This window comes from Egicoccus halophilus, from assembly GCF_004300825.1.
GTDB classification, from domain to species: domain Bacteria; phylum Actinomycetota; class Nitriliruptoria; order Nitriliruptorales; family Nitriliruptoraceae; genus Egicoccus; species Egicoccus halophilus.
In genome coordinates, this window is record NZ_CP036250.1 from 2864236 (window position 1) to 2885488 (window position 21253).

Annotated in this window: 26 protein-coding genes; 5 read left to right on the forward strand and 21 right to left on the reverse strand. The window is 72.6% G+C overall.

All coding sequences use genetic code 11. The features are described 5' to 3' along the window. Positions 1 to 4: 4 nt before the first annotated feature. The 7 genes from ELR47_RS12940 to ELR47_RS12970 are packed head-to-tail and all read right to left on the reverse strand — an operon-like array spanning position 5 to position 4436. Positions 5 to 235, reverse strand: a complete 231-nt coding sequence (locus ELR47_RS12940; protein WP_130650278.1) for a hypothetical protein — start codon at positions 233 to 235, stop codon at positions 5 to 7. Continuing rightward, complete coding sequence (gene uppS, locus ELR47_RS12945) at positions 232 to 1011, reverse strand: polyprenyl diphosphate synthase (protein ID WP_205745242.1); 780 nt, start codon at positions 1009 to 1011, stop codon at positions 232 to 234. The genes ELR47_RS12940 and uppS overlap by 4 nt, the downstream gene beginning before the upstream one ends. Positions 1012 to 1058: 47 nt before the next feature. Beyond that, positions 1059 to 1796, reverse strand: a complete 738-nt coding sequence (gene recO / locus ELR47_RS12950) for a DNA repair protein RecO (protein ID WP_130650279.1) — start codon at positions 1794 to 1796, stop codon at positions 1059 to 1061. Between the two features lie 7 nt (positions 1797 to 1803). Continuing rightward, complete coding sequence (locus ELR47_RS12955; RefSeq protein ID WP_130650280.1) at positions 1804 to 2238, reverse strand: GNAT family N-acetyltransferase; 435 nt, start codon at positions 2236 to 2238, stop codon at positions 1804 to 1806. A 59-nt stretch (positions 2239 to 2297) separates the two neighbouring features. Further along, the gene (locus tag ELR47_RS12960; protein ID WP_130650281.1) at positions 2298 to 3179 is read right to left on the reverse strand and encodes an SCO1664 family protein; all 882 of its coding nucleotides are present in this window, start codon (positions 3177 to 3179) and stop codon (positions 2298 to 2300) included. Between the two features lies 1 nt (position 3180). Next, positions 3181 to 3711 carry a DUF3090 family protein gene (locus tag ELR47_RS12965; RefSeq protein WP_165404065.1) on the reverse strand — a complete coding sequence of 177 codons (531 nt, stop codon included), beginning with the start codon at positions 3709 to 3711 and terminating at the stop codon, positions 3181 to 3183. Further along, a complete protein-coding gene (locus ELR47_RS12970; protein ID WP_205745243.1) occupies positions 3708 to 4436 on the reverse strand; it encodes an MSMEG_4193 family putative phosphomutase in 729 nt (242 codons plus the stop codon). The genes ELR47_RS12965 and ELR47_RS12970 overlap by 4 nt, the downstream gene beginning before the upstream one ends. 195 nt (positions 4437 to 4631) lie before the next feature. Here ELR47_RS12970 and ELR47_RS12975 point away from each other — a divergent pair, with 195 nt between their 5' ends. After that, positions 4632 to 5093 (forward strand): peroxiredoxin, encoded by a 462-nt coding sequence (locus ELR47_RS12975; RefSeq protein WP_130650282.1) that lies wholly within the window; start codon positions 4632 to 4634, stop codon positions 5091 to 5093. A 66-nt stretch (positions 5094 to 5159) separates the two neighbouring features. Here the strand turns inward: ELR47_RS12975 and proS are convergent, their stop codons facing one another. The 14 genes from proS to hrcA all read right to left on the reverse strand — a co-directional run bounded on the left by proS (position 5160) and on the right by hrcA (position 16988). After that, positions 5160 to 6620 (reverse strand): proline--tRNA ligase, encoded by a 1461-nt coding sequence (gene proS / locus ELR47_RS12980; RefSeq protein WP_188584444.1) that lies wholly within the window; start codon positions 6618 to 6620, stop codon positions 5160 to 5162. A 136-nt stretch (positions 6621 to 6756) separates the two neighbouring features. Next, the gene (locus ELR47_RS12985; protein WP_165404066.1) at positions 6757 to 7410 is read right to left on the reverse strand and encodes a COG4315 family predicted lipoprotein; all 654 of its coding nucleotides are present in this window, start codon (positions 7408 to 7410) and stop codon (positions 6757 to 6759) included. Between the two features lie 149 nt (positions 7411 to 7559). Continuing rightward, on the reverse strand, positions 7560 to 7841 hold the full coding sequence (locus ELR47_RS12990) for a DUF427 domain-containing protein (protein ID WP_130650284.1): 282 nt from the start codon (positions 7839 to 7841) through the stop codon (positions 7560 to 7562). 89 nt (positions 7842 to 7930) lie between these two features. Further along, complete coding sequence (locus ELR47_RS12995) at positions 7931 to 8197, reverse strand: hypothetical protein (protein WP_130650285.1); 267 nt, start codon at positions 8195 to 8197, stop codon at positions 7931 to 7933. Positions 8198 to 8202: 5 nt separating this feature from the next. Then, on the reverse strand, positions 8203 to 8820 hold the full coding sequence (locus ELR47_RS13000; protein WP_130650286.1) for a DUF1684 domain-containing protein: 618 nt from the start codon (positions 8818 to 8820) through the stop codon (positions 8203 to 8205). Further along, a complete protein-coding gene (era, locus tag ELR47_RS13005; RefSeq protein ID WP_130651380.1) occupies positions 8820 to 9728 on the reverse strand; it encodes a GTPase Era in 909 nt (302 codons plus the stop codon). The genes ELR47_RS13000 and era overlap by 1 nt, the downstream gene beginning before the upstream one ends. Positions 9729 to 9818: 90 nt before the next feature. Beyond that, a complete protein-coding gene (gene cdd / locus ELR47_RS13010; protein ID WP_130650287.1) occupies positions 9819 to 10259 on the reverse strand; it encodes a cytidine deaminase in 441 nt (146 codons plus the stop codon). Between the two features lie 88 nt (positions 10260 to 10347). Beyond that, a complete protein-coding gene (locus ELR47_RS13015; RefSeq protein WP_130650288.1) occupies positions 10348 to 11631 on the reverse strand; it encodes a hemolysin family protein in 1284 nt (427 codons plus the stop codon). A gap of 77 nt (positions 11632 to 11708) precedes the next feature. Then, positions 11709 to 12164: an rRNA maturation RNase YbeY gene (gene ybeY, locus ELR47_RS13020; protein ID WP_130650289.1), complete on the reverse strand. Its 456-nt coding sequence runs from the start codon at positions 12162 to 12164 to the stop codon at positions 11709 to 11711. Between the two features lie 3 nt (positions 12165 to 12167). Next, positions 12168 to 13241: a PhoH family protein gene (locus ELR47_RS13025; protein WP_229730686.1), complete on the reverse strand. Its 1074-nt coding sequence runs from the start codon at positions 13239 to 13241 to the stop codon at positions 12168 to 12170. Between the two features lie 63 nt (positions 13242 to 13304). Then, positions 13305 to 13802, reverse strand: coding sequence for a transcriptional regulator (locus ELR47_RS13030; protein WP_130650290.1), 498 nt, complete (start codon positions 13800 to 13802; stop codon positions 13305 to 13307). Between the two features lie 86 nt (positions 13803 to 13888). Further along, the gene (locus tag ELR47_RS13035) at positions 13889 to 14632 is read right to left on the reverse strand and encodes an RsmE family RNA methyltransferase (protein ID WP_165404067.1); all 744 of its coding nucleotides are present in this window, start codon (positions 14630 to 14632) and stop codon (positions 13889 to 13891) included. Between the two features lie 37 nt (positions 14633 to 14669). Further along, a complete protein-coding gene (dnaJ, locus tag ELR47_RS13040) occupies positions 14670 to 15809 on the reverse strand; it encodes a molecular chaperone DnaJ (protein ID WP_130650291.1) in 1140 nt (379 codons plus the stop codon). A 63-nt stretch (positions 15810 to 15872) separates the two neighbouring features. Further along, positions 15873 to 16988 carry a heat-inducible transcriptional repressor HrcA gene (gene hrcA, locus ELR47_RS13045; RefSeq protein ID WP_130650292.1) on the reverse strand — a complete coding sequence of 372 codons (1116 nt, stop codon included), beginning with the start codon at positions 16986 to 16988 and terminating at the stop codon, positions 15873 to 15875. Between the two features lie 279 nt (positions 16989 to 17267). Between hrcA and ELR47_RS13050 the strand changes: the two genes are divergently transcribed. From ELR47_RS13050 to ELR47_RS13065, 4 genes are all read left to right on the forward strand, one after another. Further along, entirely contained in the window at positions 17268 to 18296 is a 1029-nt protein-coding gene (locus ELR47_RS13050) for a siderophore ABC transporter substrate-binding protein (RefSeq protein ID WP_205745244.1), read from the forward strand. A gap of 110 nt (positions 18297 to 18406) precedes the next feature. Further along, positions 18407 to 19381, forward strand: a complete 975-nt coding sequence (locus ELR47_RS13055) for an ABC transporter permease (RefSeq protein WP_370469429.1) — start codon at positions 18407 to 18409, stop codon at positions 19379 to 19381. Then, the gene (locus ELR47_RS13060) at positions 19378 to 20397 is read left to right on the forward strand and encodes an iron chelate uptake ABC transporter family permease subunit (RefSeq protein WP_130650293.1); all 1020 of its coding nucleotides are present in this window, start codon (positions 19378 to 19380) and stop codon (positions 20395 to 20397) included. The genes ELR47_RS13055 and ELR47_RS13060 overlap by 4 nt, the downstream gene beginning before the upstream one ends. Continuing rightward, on the forward strand, positions 20394 to 21152 hold the full coding sequence (locus tag ELR47_RS13065; protein ID WP_130650294.1) for an iron ABC transporter ATP-binding protein: 759 nt from the start codon (positions 20394 to 20396) through the stop codon (positions 21150 to 21152). The genes ELR47_RS13060 and ELR47_RS13065 overlap by 4 nt, the downstream gene beginning before the upstream one ends. Positions 21153 to 21253: the final 101 nt, after the last annotated feature.

The following is a 21253-nucleotide window of genomic DNA, read 5'->3' on the forward strand; positions in this document are numbered from 1 at the left end:
CCGGTCAGTCCCACGACTCCCAGGTCCCCCAGTCGTCCTGCTCCTTGCGACGGCGGTCCTGCTCGTCGAGGTCGAACGGACCCTGTTCGAGGCGGTCGGCGTGGGCCTGCGCCTCGTCGCGGTCGGGGAAGCTCGCGACGGCGTGACCGCTCTGGGTGTCGACGACCTCGTAGGCGATGTCACGCGGGTCGAACCGCTTGGGGTCGGTCTGGCGGACCTCGAAACGAGCCATCATGGTGCTCCTGGCGGCGGGAGGGTCGGGGCCGTCGACGCCGACGGACGGGGGCGGTCGACCGCTCCCCCGAACCGGCGGTCGCGTGACTGGTAGTCGTACACGGCCCGACGCAGCGCGACGCGGTCGAAGTCGGGCCACAACAGCTCGGTGAACACCAACTCGGCGTACGCGGCCTGCCACAGCAGGTAGTTCGACAGCCGCTGTTCACCCGAGGTCCGGATCAGCAGGTCGACGTCGGGCATCTCGGCGTCGTACAACCGCGCGGCGATCGCGTCCTCGTCGACCTTCCTGCGCCGTCCTGCGGCGGCCTCCTCGACCAGCTGTCGGGTGGCGTCGAGCAGTTCGGTGCGTCCGCCGTAGTTGAACGCGATCCGCAGGGTCATGCGCCGGTTGTCGCGGGTCAGCGCCTCGGTGTCCTCGATCAGGCGCACCAGGCGACGGGGCACGGGTCGGTTGCGCCGGCCGAGGAAGCGGACCCGCACCTCGCGGTCGTCGAGTTCGTCGGCGCGGCGGACGAGCAGCGACTCGTTGAAGTTCATCAGGAAGCGGACCTCGTCGGGGGGGCGCTTCCAGTTCTCGGTCGAGAACGCGTAGACGGTCAGGTCCCGGATGCCGAGTTCGAGCGCTCCCTCGACGGTGTCGAACAGGGCCTGCTCCCCGGCCTCGTGCCCGGCGTTGCGCTTGAGGCCCTGCCGGTTGGCCCAGCGGCCGTTGCCGTCCATGATGATGGCGACGTGGCCGGGGATGCGGGCCGGGTCGAGCTGGTCGATCTCCACCCCGGGTCCTTGTCCGACGACGTGTGCGCTACGGGCGAGGCGCGAGCCTACTGGCGAGGCACCAGCTCGTAGCTGCGCAGCCGCCGGTCGAGGTGGTGCTCGACGAACGCGCGGACGTAGGAGGCGGCGACCCGGCCCGCGTCGGGCTGCTCGCGGCTCAGGGCGGGCAGCGCCGCCCACTCCCCCGGTGCCCCGAGGAGCCGGACGGCCTCGACCACGTCGCGGTCCACCGCGCGGGTCCCGGTCGGGGCGCAGTCGGCACACAGCGTGCCGCCGGCCTTGACGCTCAGGAACACGTGCCGGCCGGGCGTGCGGCACACCGCGCAGGCCTCGGTGAACGCGTGGAAGCCGACGATCGACGCCAGCCGCAGCAGGAACGCGTCGACGAACACGGCCGGGTCCGGCGGCGCCGCCTCCAACGCCTGCAACCCGGCGCGCAGGAGCAGGAACAGCGCGTTGTCGCGTTCGCCCTCCTGCGCGACGGCGTCGGTCAGTTCCGTCATCGTCGCGGCGGAGGCCGACAGGGCGTAGTCGGCCCGGACGGCGGCGTGCGGCGCGATCAGCTCGGCCTGGTTGACGACGTCGAGGTTGCGGCCCTCGTACAGCTGCAGGTCGACATGACTGTAGGGCTCGAGGCGTCCGCCGAAGCGGGAGCCCGGACGTCGCACGCCCTTGGCGACGGCGCGGACCTTGCCGCGTCCCTGCGTGACCAGGTGCAGGATCCGGTCGGTCTCGCCGAGCTTGTGGGTCCGCAGGACGATGCCCTGCTCGCGGTAGGTCGCCATCAGCGGCTCAGCACGGCGAACCGTCCGTGTCGGTCGGGTCGAGGCGGCGGCTGAACAGCACCACGTCAGGGGCCTCGTCGTAGCCCAGGGCGGCCCAGAAGCCCCGACCGAGGTCGTTGCCGGCGTAGACGTACAGGCTCACGCGGCGACAACCACGCGCGGCCAGTCGGTCCTCGAGTTCAGCCACCAACGCCTGGGCGACGCCGCGTCGGCGCGCGGAGGCGTCCACGGCCAGGCGGCTGATCGCCCCCCGCCGGCCGTCGAAGCTGCCGAGCACCACCCCGACGAGCCGGCCGTCGTCGACGGCGCCGAGCACGAGCCCGCCGTCGTGGGCGCGCAACTGCTCGACCTCCTCGCGCGGCGCGGGGGCGAGCTGTTCGGTGCGTGCCCACAGGGCCAGCGCGTCGTCGAGCAGGTCGTCGCTCAGGGTGTCGATCTCCATGCCCGCCGTTGTACCCGACGGCGCCCGGCACGCCGACGCACCGGGTCCGCACACCGGGCTCACAACAGCGGCCAGGGGAACGGGCGCTCCCCCTGCGGGGAGGGGAACACCTCGAGCTCGGCCACGCGGCGCAACCGTTGCGCGAGCACCGCGAGTTCGGGGCCCTCCAGCAGGCCGTCGAGCCGGGGCGCGAGGTCCTCGTCGAACGCCGCCGCCAGCGCGGCCACCTCGACGCGCAGGTGGTCGGGCACCGGCTCACCGGCGAAGTGCCACCCGACGGTGCGCAGCTTGGGCTCGACGTTGAGACTCACGCCGTGGTCGACCAGCCGGATGCGCGGCACCGCCGGATCCGCGGGTCGACCGTCGATCGGCTGTTCGAGCAGCACGTGGCCCCCCTTGCGGTCGGCGTTGTCGATGACCAGGTCGAACACGACCATGGCGACCAACTGCGCGACGACGGCCGGTTCGGCCTGCTCGAGCAACCAGAAGTAGTGTTGCTCGGGATCGTGGGGCACGAACCGCTGCAGGCTGCCGACGCCGAAGGGCGCCTCGGTGCGCACGACGGTGGTCGGCACGAGTTCCCATCCCAGCGCGTCGGAGATCTCCCATGCCGCCACCTCGCGCCGGTGGAGGGTTCCCGACGGGAAGTCCCACAGCGGGGCCTCGCCGCGGCGCGGCTTGTAGACCGCCAGGTCGCGTGGGTCGAGCTCCTCGACGGTGGGCTCGTGCCCGAGGTCGGCGACCAGCTCGTCGAGGGTGCGCGGGTCGCGGTCGCGCAACCGGACCAGCAGGGTCGCGTTCGAGGCGTCGGCGAACTGTCCGACCGCCTCGAGCGGGGCCGTACGCAGGCGCCGTGCCATCGTGGCGTCGACCGCATCCGCGTCGGCCGCACCCGCGTCGGGTGCGTCAGCGGGCTCGCGCGCGTCGGCCGGGTCGGTCACGTCAGCGGGTCAGGCGCCCGTGCCCGTTGGTCGAGGGGCACACGTGGGAGCCGTCGGCCGCCATCGGCCGGCCGCACAGCTGACAGCGCGGCCGCCCCTGGCCGACCAGCTCGTCGGCGTGGGCTGCCAGCCGCCGGGCCTGGTCCTGGTTGCACCAGACGCGCACCTCGCGGGGCTCGGGCAGCTCGTCGAGGTCCGCCTCGTCGTCCACGAGCAGCAACTCGGTGAACTCCAGCACGAAGCGCACGCCCTCGTCGTCGATGCCGACGCCGAGCTCCCCGACCCGCCAACGCGGTTCGACCGGGTCGCGCAGCGCCATGGCGGCGCGGTCCCAGTCGGTGGCCGGCCGGTCGTCGACGCGGGCGAGCAGCTGGGCGAGCAGGTCCCCGATCCCGCCGACCTGCTGCTTCTCCAGCACGAGGGTCACGAGCGCGTCCTCGTCCTGGGCCTGGACGAAGAAGGTGCGGTTGCCGGGTTCGCCGACGGTCCCCACGGTGACGTGGTGGGGCTCGGGAAGCTCGACGTCGATCACGGGGTGTCTCCCTGCTGCCGCTCGGTGGGGTCGGAGGATGCCGGGTCGGAGGATGCCGGGTCGGAGGGTGCCGGGTCGGAGGATGCCGGGTCGGAGGATGCCGGGTCGGGGGGCGACGGGACGGTCGGTGCCTCGCCGGTGAGGTTCCCGGTCAGCAGCATCGGCGCGGCGTCCGGGGCCAGGTGCAGCATGCTCACCGACGCGGGAGCGACGTGCAGCCGCTGGAAGGTGTCGAGCGGCATGCCCAGGAAGTGCGCCAGCACCGCCTTGATGACGTCGGCGTGGCTGACGGCGACGACCGTCCGTCCGGTGTGCTCGGCCGCCAGGAACTCGACCGCCTCGACCGCGCGGGACTGCATCCCGCGGATCGACTCGCCGCCCGGGAAGCGCACCCGCGAGGGCGTGTGCTGGATGACGGGCCACAGCGGACGCCCGCGCAGCTGCTCGAGCGGCTCGTCGGTCCACTCGCCGTAGTCGACCTCGCCGATGTCGCGCCGCGTCTGCACCGGCAACCCGTGCGGTTGGGCGACGATCCGGGCGGTTTCCTGGGTGCGCTCCAGCGGCGACGCGTACACCGCGGCCAGCTCCAGCCCCGACAGCAGCGCTGCGGTCCGCTCCGCCTGACCGCGCCCGGCCTCGTCGAGGTGGACGCCGGGCGTCCAGCCACCCAGGCGCTTGCCGGTGGCCGCGGTGGTGGCGTGCCGGACCAGGACGATCGTGGCCACGCGGGACTCCTCGGAGACGACGGCGAGGACGGGGGGGCGACGCTACTGCACGACCCGTAGCGCAGCGGCGGCCGGCCGCGCCCGCCCGGTCAGGCTGCGCCCCCGTGGCGCGACCAGGCGGTACACCTCCCGCACGGCCCCGAACTCCTTCCTGCCGGGATCGGCCGGACCGGCGCCTCGACCAGGAGCGAACCCGTGCCCGTCGCCGTCGGAGACCACGTCCCGGACCTCGCCGTCCGCCTGAGTGACGGCACCACCACGAGCCTGCAGGCGCTCGCCGACGGCCGTGAGCTGGTCGTGTTCTTCTACCCGAAGGCCTTCACGCCCGGCTGTACCGCGCAGGCGTGTCACTTCCGGGATCTCGGCGCCGAGTTCGCCGAGGTCGGCGCCACCCGCGTCGGAGTGAGTCGTGACGATCTCGCGACCCAGCAACGGTTCGGCACCGAGCACGAGTTCGACTTCCCGCTCGTCGCCGACCCCGAGGGCGAGGTCGCCCGCGCGTTCGGCGCCAAGCGCGCCGGTCCGTTGCCGAGCCGACGCCAGACCTACGTGCTCGGCCCCGACCTGACGGTCCGGCTCGTCGTGGGCAGCGAGCTGAACATGCAGCGACACGCCGACGAGGCCCTGCAGTTCCTGCGCGAGGCGCCGACCGGCTGAGGTCGTCGTCCCCGGTCTGGCGCAGCGGCCACCGCGGGGGTGTGGGGCCGCCGTTGGCTGCGGGGGTCAGTAGGCGCGGGCGAACACGACCCGCTTGCCGTAGGCGGACGCCTTGCCGCAGCGCACGCAGGCGCCCTCCTCGGCGTCACCGTCGACCGGGATGCAACGCGGCGTCGCGGCGGTGGCGGCCTTGATGTCGTCCTCGCAGGACGCCTCGCCGCAGTGGAGCGCACAGGCGAAGCCGACCGCGACCTGCGCCTCGAAGGCGTCGAAGTCGTCCACGGGAGCCGAGTGCTCGTCACGGAAGGTGCGGGCCCGCTCGAGCAGCAGCTCGTGGTAGACGTCGAGGCGGTCGGGCACCGCGGCGACGAACTCGTCGAAGCCGAGCGTGTCCTTGACCGCGCGGCCCTTGTCGTCGAGCTCCCCGATCCGCTGGGCCATCAGCACGTGACCGGCCTCGAGGTCGCGCGGTCCGAGCTCGACGCGCAGCGGCACGCCCTTGAGCTCCCAGTCGTTGAACTTGAAGCCCGGCGAGGCGTCGCGATCGTCGACGTGGGCACGCACCCCGGCCTCGGCGAGCTGCGCCGCGAGCTCGTGCGCCTTGGCGCGCGGGCCCTCGGCCTGCTCACCGCGACCGATCGGGACGATGACGACCTGGATGGGGGCCAGCCGCGGCGGCAGCACCAGTCCCTGGTCGTCGCCGTGGGCGAGGATCACGGCCCCGATCATGCGGGTCGACATGCCCCACGACGTGGTGTGGGCGAGCTGCAGTTCGTTGTTCTCGTCCTGGAACGAGATGTCGAAGGCCTTGGCGAAGTTGGTGCCGAGGTAGTGCGAGGTGCCCGACTGCAGCGCCTTGCCGTCGCGCATCATCCCCTCGATGGAGAAGGTCGCGACGGCACCGGCGAAGCGCTCGCCGGGGGTCTTCTCGCCCTGGACCATCGGGATGGCGGCGACGTTGCGCGCGAACTCCGCGTAGACGTCGAACATGCGCAGGGTCTCCTCCATCGCCTCGTCCTTCGAGGCGTGGGCGGTGTGCCCCTCCTGCCACAGGAACTCGGTCGTGCGCAGGAACACGCGCGGTCGCAGTTCCCACCGGACCACGTTGGCCCACTGGTTGATCAGGATCGGCAGGTCGCGGTAGCTCGAGATCCACTTGCTGTACATCTCGCCGATGATGGTCTCGGAGGTGGGCCGCACGACCAGCGGCTCCTCGAGCTCCTTGCCGCCGGCGTGGGTGACCACGGCGAGCTCGGGGCTGAACCCCTCGACGTGCTCGGCCTCGCGCTTGAGGTAGGACTCCGGGATGAACAGCGGGAACGACGCGTTGACGTGCCCGGTGTCCTTGAAGCGCTGGTCGAGCTGGCTCTGCAGCAGCTCCCACACGCGGTAGCCGTAGGGGCGGATGACCATCGTGCCCTTCGCGGGCCCCCGGTCGGCCAGCTCGGCCTTGAACACCAGCTCGTTGTACCAGGCGGAGACGTCCTCGCTCAGCGGGGTCACGCCCAGGTCGCTCTTCTTCGCCATCACGTCTTCATCCGTCGTCGCACGTCGGTCGCACGTCGGCGGCGAGGCTAGCGGTGCGTCCGACCGGCACCCGCGCCGGACGACCGAGGGGCGCGGCCACCGGCCCCGCCCCTCGCACCTCGACCCTCGGAGGAGGTCAGGCGTCCTCGTCGCCCTCGGCGTCGGTGTCCTCGTCGGTGCCGGCGTCGGCGTCGCCCGGCTCGTCCTGGATGCCGCCCTCGGCGATCGGCTCACCGTCGCCCCCGATCAGCCACCAGGTGCCGTTGACGCCCTGACCGCGGGTGTCCCCCGGCTCGGCGTCGGAGACGAACCAGTACAGGGGCCAGCCGTTGTAGGTCACCTGCGTACCGGTGTCGTCGTCACGCTCGGTGGTGCCGAGCAGCGTCTCGTCGAGCTCACCGATCGCGGTCGGCTCACCGTCGACCAGGACCGGCGGCCAGATCTGCGCGCAGTCGTTGAGGCAGTTGCTGACGCCCTCCTCGTCGTCGGACGAGACGTACAGGCTGCGTCCCTCGGCGTCGACGACGTGGTCACCGAGCTCGGAGGAGACGACGTCGAGCTGCACCTCGGCGTCCTCGGGGTCGAGCGCCTGCTCCTCGGCGGTGTCCTCGCCCAGGGTGTCGTCGCCGGTCAGGTCGTCGTCGAGGATGCCGCCGTCGTCGGTGTCCTCGGTGGCGCCGGTGTCGGTGTCCTCGACGCCGGGGTCCTGCGCGTCGTCGCCGGCGTCACAGGCGGCGAGCAGCAGGGCGGCCGCCGCGGCGGCGGGCAGAACGCGGGAACGCAACTTCACGGGAGAACTCCTGCGGGGAAGGAAGGACGATGGGTCGTCGACTCCAGGGTCACCCACCACCTGCGCACCCCCGACCACCTCCCCGTACGACCGTACGACGTACGAAACGAAGAACCGTTCGATACGCATCGGACGCTTGCGCGTGACGATCAGCCGACCTGCACCCCGCCCCAGAACGCGATGTGGTCCTGGATCTGGGCCGCCTTGCGTTTGGGATCGCGGTAGGTCCAGGCAGCGCCGGAGTTCACCTGTCTGTCCACGACGACGTCGTAGTACGACGCGGTCCCCTTCCACGGGCAGACGGACGTCTTGTCGGCCTCCCGGAGCAGGCGCATGTCCACGCTCTGCGGCGGGAAGTAGTGGTTGCCCTCGACCATGACGGTCGCGTCACTGTCCGCGAGCACCGCCCCGTTCCAGACCGCCTTCGGCATCGAGTCGCTCCTGCTCGTGTCCGGGCGCCCGCCCAGATCCCGGGCGCGCCCGGAGAAGGTAGTGCCCGCTGGCAGGGCGAGCCGGCCGCTCACCCGAGTCGCGCCCGGATCTCCTCGACGAACTCCGGATGTCGGCCGGCGAGGGCCGCCAGGACGAGCGGTCCGTCGTCGTCGGGCAGACCGTCGCGTTCGAGCAGGAAGCGCACGATCTCGGTGGCGACCTGCACCGGCGGCACCCCGTGCAGCCCCAGACCGCGGCGGGTGTGGTGAGCGAGGGTCGCGTCGAGCCGCCGGCCGCCACCGAGCAGGACCTGGAACGTCTCCGGTCCGGTCTGCAGCACGACGGGTTCTCCCACGGCGCTCATCCTGCGGCCAGACGCTCGCCCGCGGCCACGGCCACGGGCAGGCGTTCGTCCACCGGCGCCAGCGGGCACGACCAGGTCGGGTCGTGCGCGCACGAGGGGTGGTAGACGAAGTTGAGGTCCACCACGAGCGCGGCGGGATCGCCGCCGAGGTCGGCCGACTTCGCGGTGTCGAGCAGGTAGCGCCCGCCGCCGTAGGTGTCGCGCCCGTTGGACGCGTCGCGCAACGGCACGAACACCCCGCCGCCGTAGACGTCGAGCCAGTACACCGACACCCGGTGTTCCTGGTCGCCCAGGCGCAGCGGCAGCGTGGCGAAGCGTCGCGCCGGTGTGGTGCCCGACGCACTGTGGGCGACCTCGAAGACCGCATGAACGGCCGGTTCGAGCGTCACCGCCCCGAGGTGCAGCTCCGGGTCGTAGTCGCCGAACGGCAGTCCGTCGAAGGTCGCCCGGCGCGCCGGCGGGACCGGGCTCGCCGGATGGGCGGCGAACAGCTCGTCACGCTGTGCTCGCCACCACCGCCAGCCGTCCTCGTCGACCCCGCGTCGGCGCAGTCCGGCGTAGAGCGCGGCGACCCGCCGCCGGTAGTCGAGCAGGGCGAGTTCGTCGCGCACCATCAGTAGCCGAGCCTGCCGAGCTGCTTGGCGTCACGCTGCCACTCCTTGGCGACCGTGACGTGCGTCGTCAGGAACACCTTCGCGCCCAGCAGCACCTCGAGCTCCTGCCGGGCGGCCGTGGCGGCCGCCTTCAGGTTGGCGCCCTTGCGCCCGATGACGATGCCCTTCTGGCTGTCCCGCTCGACGTGGATCACCGCATCGACCTCGAGCAGGTCCTCGCGCTCCTCGGAGGGGCGGATCTCGTCGACGGTGACGGCCACCGAGTGCGGCAGCTCGTGCTGCAGGTCCCGGATGAGCTTCTCCCGCAGGATCTCGGCGGCCAGCTGCGCCTCGGGCTGGTCCGAGACGTGACCGCTGCCGAACAACCGCGGCCCCTCGGGCAGGTGCGACACCAGCACGTCGAGCAGCGCCGGCACGTTCTCGCCCGTCTCGGCCGACACCGGCACGATGTCGGCGAACGAGCGGCCCTCGCCGAGCAACCCCTCGAGCCGCGCCAGGCGCGGCAGCAGCGACGCCTTGTCCCGAACGCGGTCCACCTTGTTCGCGACCGCCACCACCGGCGTGCGGATCCCCGCCAGCTCCGCGGCCAGGAACTCGTCACCGCGGCCGATGCCGTCGGCCACGTCGACCAGGAAGCAGACCGCGTCGACACCGGCCCAGGTGTCGCGCACCAGTTCGTTGAGCCGGCGGGTGAGCAGCGTGCGCGGCTTGGCCAGGCCGGGGGTGTCGAGGAACACCAGCTGGGCGTCGCTGCGGGTCACCACGCCGCGGATCGCGTTGCGGGTGGTCCCGGGCACCTGGGTGACGATGGCGACCTTCTCCCCGACCATCTGGTTGAGCAGCGTCGACTTGCCCACGTTGGGCCGGCCGACGAGGGCCAGCAGGCCCGAGCGGTGCCCCTCGGGCAGCGGCTCGTCCGCACCGGCGAGGATGGCGTCGAGGTCGAGCTCACGGCCGGACACGGTGGTCTCCGAACTGCGCAGCGGGGGTGGGTGCGCTCAGGACTGGCCCTGCGCGAGGCGCCGGGGACCGAATCCGTGCGGCAGCAGGTCGGCGATCACGGTGACCAGCGGACGTCCCGCGTCCCCCGAGGCGTAGACGGTCGCCTGCGGACCGAACTCGAAGATGGTCTGCCGGCACGCACCGCACGGCGTGCAGGGGTCCTCACCGTCGCCGACCACCGCGACCGCCACGATCGGGCTGCGGACCCCGGCCGTCACCATCGTGGCGATCGCGCTCTGCTCGGCACAGGTGGTCATCCGGTACGAGGCGTTCTCGACGTTGACGCCCTCGAACAGCTGCCCGTCCTCGGTGAGCACCACCGCGCCGACGTGGAAGGACGAGTACGGCGCGTACGCGCGGGCGCGCACCGTGCGGGCCCGCCGCAGCAGGTCCGCCTCGTCGTAGGTGACGCCACGGCGACGCGGCTCGGCCTTCATCGGTCAGCACTCCTGATCTCGTGCGTCTCGTGCGTCTCGTGCCCGCAACCGGGCGGCCCCGCACGGCGGGCGCCGGCAGCGTACGTGCTCACGACCCGACCGACTCGGCCGCCTCGTCCTCGACCGGCGGCCGGCGGGCGACGAGCACCTTGCCCACCCGTCGCCCCTGCACGCGCTCGACGGTGATGCAAAGCCCTTCGAGCTCGAGCTGCTCGCCCTCCACCGGCACCCGGCCGAGCGTGCCGAACACCAGCCCGCCGACGCTGTCCCAACCCTCCTCGGGCAGGGCCGCGTCGAGCAGTTCGTTGAGGTCGTCGACCCCGAGCCGCGCGTCGACCCGCAGGACCTCGTCGTCGAGCAGCTCGACCAGCGGTTCCTCGTGGTCGTGCTCGTCGACGATCTCGCCGACGATCTCCTCGAGGATGTCCTCGATGGTGACCAGACCCACCGTCTCGCCGTACTCGTCGACGACGATGGCGAGGTGGACGGTCGCCTCCTGCAGTTCCCGCAGCAGCTCGTCGCAGCGCTTGGTCTCGGGCACGAAGGTGGGCCGTCGGACGAGGTCGCCCCAGCGTTCGCGTCGCTGCTCGGTCGCGACCCGTCGCAGCAGGTCCTTGGCGTAGACGACGCCGACGACGGTGTCGACGTCGTCGGCGGCGTGGACGGGGACCCGCGAGTAGCCCCGCTCGAGCACGACCTGCACCACGTCGTGCAGCGCGGCGTCCTCGGCCACCAGGACCATGTCGGGGCGCGGCACCATGATCTCGCGGACGATGGTGTCGGCGAGCTCGAAGATCGAGCGGATCATGGCCCGTTCCTCGGGCTCGAGCTCGTCGTCCTGCTCCTCCTCGTCCGCGTCGAGCTGCCGCAGCTCGTCGTCGGTCGCGTAGGGCCCGGACACCTCGTGGCGGCGCGGCACCAGCGCCCGGCCCAGGGTGACCACGCCGCGGGCCACCGGGTCCAGCACGCGCACGAGCACGCGGGCCGGTCCGGCCAGCCGCAGCCCGGCGGTCTCGAGGTGACGGAGCACGACCGTGCGGGGCGCGACCTCGCCGAGCACCAGCGTGGCCACGACCGCCACGGCCACCGCGACGGCCGCCCCGGGTCCGGCGTCGAGTTGCCAGCCGACCAGGCCGGCCACCGCACCGAGTGCGACCCGCAGCGTCAGCCCGACGGCGAGCAGCACGCTGAGACTGGTCGCCCGGTGCTCGGTCAGCCACAGCAGCGCCGGGGCGCCACGGCGCTCCTCCTCGCGCAGGCGCAGGGCGCGGACCACGTTGAGCCGGTCGACCACCGTCTCCACCGCGGCGGACGCCGCGGTGAGCACGAGCAGGACGATCCCGGTGACGACCAGCGGGAGCGAGAGGGTCACGGACGCGCCCCCGCTCGGTCGGCCGTGCGGGGGCGCACCGGTTCGTCGCCCTCACGCATCGGGCGCACGTCGCTCGCTCATCGGTCGACCTCGGACGCGGCCGCGTAGGAGGCGAGCAGGTCGTCGGTCAGACCGAACATGGCCCGCTCCTCCTCCGGGTCGGCGTGGTCCATGCCCAACAGGTGGAGGATGCCGTGGACGGTCAGCAACCGGATCTCGTCCTCCGGGGTCCGGCCGAGGTCGGGGGCCCGCGCGGCGGCGACCGCCGGGCACAGCACCACGTCGCCGAGCACCGCCGGTCCGCCGGGCGGGGCCTCGCCGGGTTCGTCGATCGGGAACGCGAGCACGTCGGTCGGCCCCGGCTTGCCCAGGTGCTGGGCGTTGAGCCCGGCGATGGTGGACTCGTCGACCAACAGCAGGGCGAGCTCCATGTCCTCGGGCACCCGCTGCGTGCGCAGCACGTGACGCGCGAGGGCAACGAGGTCGTCGGTGTCGACGGGCAGCGTCTGCTCGTCGGCGAGGAACACGGCCACGACTCAGTCCTCCTGGAAGCGACGGTCACGCTCGCCGCGTGCGCCACGGTCGCGGGCCTCCTGGGCCTCCTCCTGCGCCTGGTCCCACTCCGCGTAGGCCTCGACGATGCGCTGCACGATGTGGTGACGCACCACGTCACCGGCCTGCAGACGCGCGAAGGCGACGCCCTCGATGCCCTCGAGGATGTCCCCGACGATCCGCAGGCCCGATTTCCGCCCCGAGGGCAGGTCGACCTGACTCACGTCACCGGTCACGACCGCCTTGGAGTTGAACCCGATGCGGGTGAGGAACATCTTCATCTGCTCGGCGGTGGTGTTCTGCGCCTCGTCGAGCACGATGAACGCGTCGTTGAGCGTGCGCCCGCGCATGTAGGCCAACGGCGCCACCTCGATGGTCCCGCGGTCGACGTGGGCGATCAGCTCCTCGGCCTCCATCATGTCGTGCAGGGCGTCCCACAGCGGCTTGAGGTAGGGATCGATCTTCTCGTGCAGCGTCCCGGGCAGGAACCCCAGCCGCTCACCGGCCTCGACCGCCGGACGGGTGAGGATCAGGCGGTTGACCTGCTTGGCCCGCAGGGCCTGCACGGCGGCGCCCATGGCGAGGTAGGTCTTGCCCGTGCCGGCCGGCCCGATGCCGAAGGTGACGGTGTTGACCTTGATGGCGTCGAGGTAGCGCTTCTGCCCGAGGGTCTTGGGGCGGATCGTGCGGCCGCGATGGGTGATCAGCGCCTCGGAGAGCACGTCGGAGGGGCGCTCTCCCTCGTCGGCACGGATCATGCGGATCGTCTGGCGCACGAGCGGCTTGTCGAGCAGCTGCCCGCGACCGAGCAGCAGCACGAGTTCCTCGAACAACCGCGCCACGCGCGCGGTCTCGACGGCGTCGGCGGTCGCGATCGTGATCTCGTTGCCGCGGACGTGGATGTCGGCGGGGAAGGCCTGTTCGATCAGCTTCAGCAGCTCGTCGTTGGTCCCGAGCAGGGAGACCATCGAGTGCTCACCGGGAACGAGGACCTTGACGGTGTCGGCGGGCACGGCGGCTGCGCCGGGGTCACCCAACGGTGACGGCGTACTACTCACGGAGGCTCTCTGGCTCCTGGGTCGGCGTCGCCGGACACGAGCGGCGGTCCCCCAGCGTATACCTCAGCGCACGATGCCGGCGGTGGACAACCGCGACCGCAGCGCCACCGGCGTGGTGTCCATGACGGCGGCCAGCGTGTCGAGATCCGCGGCGCGGACGGTGAGCACCTGACCGTTGTAGTCGCCGCGACGCGACTTGATCGAGTCGACGTAGCGTGCCAGCAGGGCCTCGCGCTCGCGCTGTCGTTCGAGCGCGACCAGGTCGAGCACGACGTGTTCGCTCTCGACCACACCGGGACGACGCTCGCTCACCGGCTCCGGCAGCAGCTCGGCGACCGGGACCCGGAAGAACTGCGCCATGGCGTGCAGACGGGTGATCGACACCGCCCGTTCGCCGCGCTCGTAGGCACCCAGCACGCTCGCCTTGAGGTCGCCGTTGCTGCGCGCCTCGACGTCGTGCAGGGACAGGTGCTGCTGCTGGCGCACGCGCCGCAGCCGCTCCCCCAGCGCGACGGCGTAGGGATCGTCGAGTGTCGGTGCCGCGTTGACGGTGCCGGACATGGCCATCCCCACCTCGGTCCCTCCGGAGGAGGAACGGTACCAAGCGGCCGATGCGCGAGGCGGCCGACCACACCGGGACCGCCGGCTCAGTCCGCGGGTCCGGCTGCCACGTCCCAGCGGCCCGTGCACGCCCCGAGCACCGCCAGGGCCGCCGCTGCGGCGTGTTCGGTACGCAGCACGTTCGGGCCGAGACCGACCGTCCGGGCGCCGCGGGCGAGCAGATCGCGCACCTCCGCGTCCGTCCAGCCGCCCTCGGGTCCGACCGCGACGACGCACTGTTCCACGCCACGCAGTTCTGTGACCACGGTGGGTAACGGCGCGCCGCCGGGATGGGCGACCAACAGGCCCACCTGCTCCGCCAGCTCGGCGACCGTCCGGGGCGACGACACCTGGGGCCGGTGACGCCGACGCGACTGTTCGGCGGCCGCACGGGCGACCGCGTCCCAGCGCGCCACGACCCGATCGGCCTTCCCCTCGAGCCGCACCACGCTGCGGGTCGCGACGACCGGCACGAAGGCGTCGGCGCCGAGCTCGGTCCCCGCGCGCACGACGTCGTCGAACCTGCGTCCCTTCGCCAGCGCCTGTGCCACCACCAGGCGCGGGGTCGGCGGGGGCTCGTAGGTCGCGTCGGCCCGCAGCCGGGCTCCCTCACCGAGCAGCACCGCCGGCGCCGAGGCACCGGCACCGTCGGCGACCCGGCACTCCGCCCCCTCCGCCAGGCGCAGAACCGTTCGCACGTGTCGGCGCACCTCGGCGTCGAGCACGATCTCGTCCCCGGCACGACGCTCGCGCAGAGGGGTGTCGACGTGCAGGAACGGCGTGAGGCTCACGGTCGTACCGTCGCCCGGTGGATCCCGACGGCGGCGCTCACCGCTGGAACGCGTCGCGCAGCCGGGTGAACAGGGAACGTCCGTCCGCGGCGAGATCCTCGCCGCGCAGTTCGGCGAGCTCGGTGAGCAGTTGCCGCTGCTCGGCCGACAGGCCGGTGGGCGTCTCCACCCGCACGACCAGACGCAGGTCGCCGCGACGGCCGGAGGCGGAGCTCGGCAACCCGGCGCGTCGCACGAGCAGTTCGTCGCCGGACTGGGTACCGGCGGGCACCTCGATCTCGACCTCGGCGCCGTCGACCGTCGGGACCCGCACGGTGCCGCCCAGCGCCGCCTGCGTGACCGGCACGGTGATCTCTGCCACCAGGTCGCGCCCCTCGCGCTCGAACCAGTCGTGCGGGGCGAGGCGCACCTCGACGTACAGGTCTCCGGCCGGTGCGCCGTGACGACCGGCCTCGCCGGCCCCGGCGACGCGCAGCCGGTCGCCCTCGTCGACCCCCGCCGGGACGTCGACCCCCAGGGTCCGGCGCTGCGCACGGCGCCCCTCGCCCCCGCAGCCGGTGCAGGGGTCGGCCACCCGACGTCCGCTGCCCTCACAGGTGGTGCAGGGAGCCGCGGTCGCCAGCTGGCCGAAGGCGGTCCGCACGACGCGCTGCACCTGTCCGCTGCCGCCACAGGTCCCACAGGCGCCCGGCGGCCGCCCGCTGGCCGATCCCGACCCGCCGCACAGCTCGCAGGCCGAGGCGACCTCGACGACCACCTCGCGGTGCACGCCGGTCACCACGTCCTCGAGCTCGAGCTCGACGCCGACCAGCACGTCCCGGCCCGGCGTCTGCCGGTTGCGGCCGCCGCCCCCACCGGCGCTGGCGCCCCCGAAGGCGGAGCCGAAGAACGCGTCGATGACGTCGCCGATGCCACCGAAGCCCCCACCGGCGCCGAAGCCGAACGGGTCCTGGCCGGCGCCACGGGACTGCGGGGTGCCGTCGTCACCGAACCGGTCGTAGCGGGCCCGCTTCTGCGGGTCGGACAGGACCTGGTAGGCGTGGGTCAGCTGCTTGAAGGTCTCCTCGTCCCCACCCGCATCGGGGTGGTGCTGGCGCGCCTGGCGGCGGTACGCGCGCTTGATGTCCTCGGCGGAGGCATCGCGCGGGACGTCGAGCAGGTCGTAGAGGTCGGGCACGGTTCGTCGACTCGTCTCGTTCGGAGGCAGGGTTCGGCGGGGCGGTCGTAGCGCCGCCGCGGGTCAGCGCGAGAGGTCGGACAGCGAGGCCTGCAGCTGGTCGGCCACGGCCCGCACGGTGGCGAGCACGCCCGCGTAGTCCATCCGGGTCGGACCCAGCACGCCCAGCGAGCCGGCGGTCACCAGCCGGTAGCGCTGGGCGACCAGCGAGGTGGCGCGCAGGTCCTCGACCTCGTTCTCGCGGCCGATGCGCACCATCTGCTCGTCGGCGGCGGTGCCCTGGTGCAACAGGCGGGCCAGGGTGGCACGTTCCTCGAGCAGTTGCAGCACGCGGGAGAGCTGGTCGCGCTCGAAGGCCTCCTCCCCCGCCAGGGTCGCCTGGCCACCGACGAAGACGTGGTGCACGGTCTCCTCGGCGAGGTCCTCGGCCGTCGCGTCGGCCACCGCCTGCACCAGGTCACGCAGGTCGGCCGGCGCGTCCTCGACGATGCCCGTCAGGATGGCGTGCACGTCGCCGAGCCGCCGGCCGCGCACGTGCTCGCCGAGCACCACGCGCACCCGGTCCAGCTGCGGCTCGGTGGTGCCGGGCGGCAGGTCGACGTTGCGCTTGTCGACCCGACCGGTGTCGGCGACCAGCAGCAGCAACGCCGAGGTCGGCCCGAGGCCGACGAGTTCGACCAGCTTGAGCGACGACGAGTCGATCGCCGGGGCGATCACCAACGACACCAGCCGGGTCAGTTGCGAGAGGACCGAGGTGGTGCGGGCGAGCAGGTCCTCGACGTCGCGCGCGGAACCGAGCAGCTCACCGATCAGCTCGCGACGCTGGTCGTCGAGGTCGGCGCGGTCGGCGAGGTCGTCGACGAAACACCGGTAGCCGCGGTCGGTCGGAACCCGGCCCGCCGAGGTGTGGGGCTGGCGGATGTAGCCGAGCTCCTCGAGCGCCGCCATCTCGTTGCGCACGGTGGCGGCCGACACCGACAGCTGTGCCACCTCGACGACCCGCTTGGAGCCGACCGGTTCACCGCTGGAGACGTACTCCGTGACCACGGCCCGCAGCACGGCGAGCTTGCGCTCGTCGAGGGCGTCGGACGGCGCGGCCGCGACGTCACCGACCGCGGCGCCGGGGCCACCCGGGACCGCGACCTCCACGTGCAGGGTCCGTTCGCGTCGCTCGCTCATCCGCCCTCCTTCCTCGGTCGGGTGCCACGACGACGGGCTCGGGCACGGCTGACTGGGCAGGACGAGGGTAGCCCGGCTGGCAGTCGACACCGCGGGGTGCCAACGCTCGGCCCCGCCGAGGTCCGAGCGCCGGCGGCGGCCGGTTCGAGCGGTCGGTTTGCACACCACGGACCCAGGTGCCTAAGTTTGGCTAAGGTTTCCCTTAGCTTACTTCGGTGAGCCTTTCTTTCCGCGCCGTGTCCGCGCCCCGACCCACCCCGCCCGCACCAGGAGACATCCGTGCACCGACGACGCCTGCCCGTCCGCTCCCTCGCACTCGCCGCCGTCGGCGCGCTGGCGCTCACCGCCTGCGGCGGTGCCGACGCCACCGCCCCCGCGGCCAGCACCGACCCCACCGACGAGGCCGCCACCGACGATCCCGCCGACGGGGCGGACACGGACGCGCCCGCCGCGGATGGCGCGGACACCCCCGACGAGGTGACCGTCGCCCACGCGCAGGGCGAGACCACGGTGCCGTTCGACCCGCAGACCGTCGTCACGTTCGACCTCGGAGCGCTCGACACCCTCGACGCGCTGGGCGTGGAGGTCGCCGGCCTGCCCGACACGCGGCTGCCCGAGCGGCTGAGCTCCTACGCCGACGACGCCTACGCCAAGGTCGGCACCCTGTTCGAGCCCGACTACGAGGCCGTCAACGCCCTTGGGCCGGACCTGATCATCGTCGGCGGCCGTTCCGCGGAGACCTTGCCCGAGCTGGCGCAGATCGCCCCGACGATCGACCTCAGCGTCGACAACACCGACTTCCTGACCAGCTTCGGCGACCGGCTCGAGGTGATCGGCGAGATCTTCGGCGAGCAGGACCGCGTCGCCGACGAGCTGGCAGCCATCGAGGCCCGCATCGAGGAGGTCGGCACGCTCGGGCAGCAGGCCGGCACGGGCCTGATCCTGCTGACCACCGGGGGCGAGGTCTCCGCGTACGGCCCCGGCTCGCGCTTCGGTCTGATCCACGACGAGCTCGGGGTCGCCCCGGCGGCCGAGGACCTCAGCGACGCCCCGCACGGTGATGCCGTCTCGTTCGAGTTCATCCTCGAGCAGGACCCCGACCACCTGTTCGTCCTCGACCGCGACGCCACCATCGGCGAGAGCGGCGACGCCGCCGAGGTCGTCCTCGACAACGAGCTGGTCGCCCGGACCACCGCGTGGCAGCAGGGCGAGGTCACCTACCTCGACGGGTTCGACTGGTACATCGTCCCGACCGGGCTGCGTTCGGTGCAGAACATGATCGACACGGTCGAAGCCGCCGTTTCGTGACGCGCCAGCCCCCCTCCCCGGCGCCGGCCGGTCGTGCGGAGACCCGCACGACCGGTCGGCCGCCGCTGCCCGACCGCCGGGCGGTGCCGGCCGGGGACGCCCCGCCGCCGCTGCCACCCGTCGGCGGCGTGCAGCCGTGGCACCTGGGAGTCGCGCTCGCCGTGCTCGCCGTCGCGGGCACGGCCTCGTTGTTCGTCGGCGTCAGCTCGGTGACGCCCGGCGCACTCCTCCGGGCCGACGAGGAGCAGGTGCTGCTGTTCTTCGCCAGCCGACTGCCGCGGCTGGCGGCGATCCTGCTGTCGGGCGCGGCCATGAGCGTCGCCGGGCTCATCATGCAGCACCTGGCCCGCAACCGGTTCGTCGCGCCGTCCACCGCCGGCACGGTCGAGTCGGCCAGCCTCGGGATCCTGGTCGCGACCTTGTTCTTCACCGGCGCGCCGCTGGTCGGCAAGATGGCCATCGCCGTACTGTTCGCCCTCGCCGGCACGGCCGTGTTCCTCGGTCTGCTGCGACGCATCACCTTCCGCGACGTCCTGCTGGTCCCCCTGGTCGGACTGATGTTCGGCGGGGTCATCCGCGCGCTGACCACCTTCGTGGCCTACCGCTTCGACCTGCTGCAGACGCTGGGCTCGTGGACGACGGCCGACTACTCCGGCGTGCTGCGTGGCCGCTACGAGCTGTTGTGGCTCGCCCTGGCCGTCACCGCCGTCGCCTACGTCTACGCCGACCGCTTCACCGTCGCCGGCATGGGACGCGAGGTGGCCGTCAACCTCGGGCTGTCCTACGAGCGCGTGCTCAACCTCGGCCTGGCCATCGTCGCCACGGTCACCGGGGTCGTCGTCGTGGTCGTCGGGGCCATCCCCTTCCTCGGACTGATCGTGCCCAACCTCGTCACCATGGCGATGGGCGACCACCTGCGGCGCGCCGTCCCGGTGACCGCGCTGGCCGGGGCCGGCTTCGTCCTGGCCTGCGACGTCGTCGGCCGCCTGATCCGTCACCCCTACGAGATCCCCGTCGGCACCGTGGCCGGTGTCGCCGGCAGCGGGATCTTCCTGGTGCTGCTGCTGCGGAGCCGCGAGGCATGAGCGCCCCCGTCCGTCTCGACACCCGCCCGACCGACACGGCGCCGCCCGTGGCGCCGACCTCCTCGCCGGCTCGACAACGGCGACTGCTCGTCGGGCTCGCCCTCGCCGCCCTCGCGGCGGCCGCGGCGTTCCTGCTGGTCGACGTCACCGGCTCGTGGGAGTTCGCCGTGCGGCTGCGTGCCCGCAAGGTCGCGGCGATGACGCTGGTCGCCGTCGCGGTCGCGGTGTCCACCGTCTCGTTCCAGACGGTGACCAACAACCGCATCCTCACGCCCAGCATCATGGGGTTCGACAGCCTCTACGTGCTGTTGCAGTCGCTGGCCGTCTACGCCTTCGGCACCGTCGCGGTCGTCGCGGTCGGCGTCGAGGTGCGCTTCGTCGTCGAGACGGTGGTGCTGGTCGCCTTCGCGTTGGTGCTGCACCGCTGCCTGTTCGGGCGCTCGAGCCGCGACCTGTTCGCGCTCGTGCTCGCCGGCATCGTGTTCGGCACACTGTTCAGCAGTGGCAGCGACCTGATCAACCGGCTGATCGACCCCAACGAGTTCCAGACCCTGCAGGATCGGCTGTTCGCGAGCTTCAACACCGTCGACACCGGACTGCTGTGGATCTCGGCCGCCCTGGTGACGCTCGTCAGCGCCTACGTCTGGTCCACCCGCCGCAGCCTCGACGTGCTCGCGCTCGGCCGCGAACACGCCCTCAACCTCGGTGTCGACCACCGCCGCGCCGTCGACCGTCAGCTCGCCGCCGTCGCGGTCCTGGTCGCCGTCGCCACCGCGCTGGTGGGGCCCATCACCTTCTTCGGCCTGCTGGTCGCCAACCTCGCCCGGCAGCTGCTGGGAACCTCGGCGCACCGCTACACGCTGCCCGGCGCCGCCCTGCTCGGCGTGGTGGCCCTGCTCGTCGGGCAGCTCGTGCTCGAGCGGGTGCTCGGCTACGCGACCGCCATCAGCATCGTCGTCAACCTGATCGGGGGCGTGTACTTCCTCGCCCTGTTGCTGCGGGAGGCCCGCCGATGATCGAGGTCCGCAACGTCACCAAGCGCTACGGCGACCAGACGGTCGTCGACGACGTGAGCCTGACGATCCCGCGCGGCGGCATCACCTCGATCATCGGGGCCAACGGCGCGGGCAAGTCCACGCTGCTGTCGATCGTCAGCCGACTGCTGGAGCCCGACGCCGGCGCGGTGCACGTCGACGGGCTCGACGTCGCCACCACCCCCGGCGAGACCCTCGCCCGGCGGCTCGCGATCCTTCGCCAGGACAACCACCTGTCGGTGCGGCTGACCGTGCGGGAGCTGGTCACCTTCGGCCGCTACCCCCACAGCAAGGGACGCCTCACCGCCGACGACCACCGTGCCATCGAGCAGGCGATCGACTTCCTCGAGCTCGCGCCCTACGCCGACCGCCAGCTCGACCGGCTCTCGGGTGGACAGCGCCAGCGCGCCTTCGTGGCCATGATCCTGTGCCAGGAGACCGACTACCTGCTGCTCGACGAACCGCTGAACAACCTCGACCTGCGCCACGCCGTGCAGATGATGCGGCTGCTGCGCCGGACCGTGGACGAACTCGGACGCACCGTCGTGCTGGTCATCCACGACCTCAACTTCGCCTCGTGCCACTCCGACCGCATCGTGGCGATGCGCGACGGCGCGGTGGTCGCCGACGCGCCGCCCGCGGAGCTGATGCACCCGACGACGCTGCACGGGGTGTTCGACGTCGAGGTGGCCGTCCACGAGCTGGCCGGCGACCGCATCGGCGTGTACTACCGCTGACGGTCGCCCGAGCGGCTTGGCTCGCTCCCCGACCTTGTGCACGGGGTGGACAGTGCCGCAACGGCCGCCGGCTGACCTAGGGTTGCGGCCAACGCACGAGG

Excerpts from the sequence above, each read along its gene's own strand:
- ELR47_RS12940 (WP_130650278.1), bottom strand. The coding sequence starts at position 235 with ATGATGGCTCGTTTCGAGGTCCGCCAGACCGACCCCAAGCGGTTCGAC.
- recO (WP_130650279.1), bottom strand. The coding sequence starts at position 1,796 with ATGGCGACCTACCGCGAGCAGGGCATCGTCCTGCGGACCCACAAGCTC.
- ELR47_RS12955 (WP_130650280.1), bottom strand. The coding sequence starts at position 2,238 with ATGGAGATCGACACCCTGAGCGACGACCTGCTCGACGACGCGCTGGCC.
- proS (WP_188584444.1), bottom strand. The coding sequence starts at position 6,620 with ATGGCGAAGAAGAGCGACCTGGGCGTGACCCCGCTGAGCGAGGACGTC.
- ELR47_RS12990 (WP_130650284.1), bottom strand. The coding sequence starts at position 7,841 with ATGCCGAAGGCGGTCTGGAACGGGGCGGTGCTCGCGGACAGTGACGCG.
- ELR47_RS13000 (WP_130650286.1), bottom strand. The coding sequence starts at position 8,820 with ATGGTGCGCGACGAACTCGCCCTGCTCGACTACCGGCGGCGGGTCGCC.
- cdd (WP_130650287.1), bottom strand. The coding sequence starts at position 10,259 with ATGAAGGCCGAGCCGCGTCGCCGTGGCGTCACCTACGACGAGGCGGAC.
- ELR47_RS13030 (WP_130650290.1), bottom strand. The coding sequence starts at position 13,802 with ATGTCCGGCACCGTCAACGCGGCACCGACACTCGACGATCCCTACGCC.
- hrcA (WP_130650292.1), bottom strand. The coding sequence starts at position 16,988 with ATGAGCGAGCGACGCGAACGGACCCTGCACGTGGAGGTCGCGGTCCCG.
- ELR47_RS13060 (WP_130650293.1), top strand. The coding sequence starts at position 19,378 with ATGAGCGCCCCCGTCCGTCTCGACACCCGCCCGACCGACACGGCGCCG.
- ELR47_RS13065 (WP_130650294.1), top strand. The coding sequence starts at position 20,394 with ATGATCGAGGTCCGCAACGTCACCAAGCGCTACGGCGACCAGACGGTC.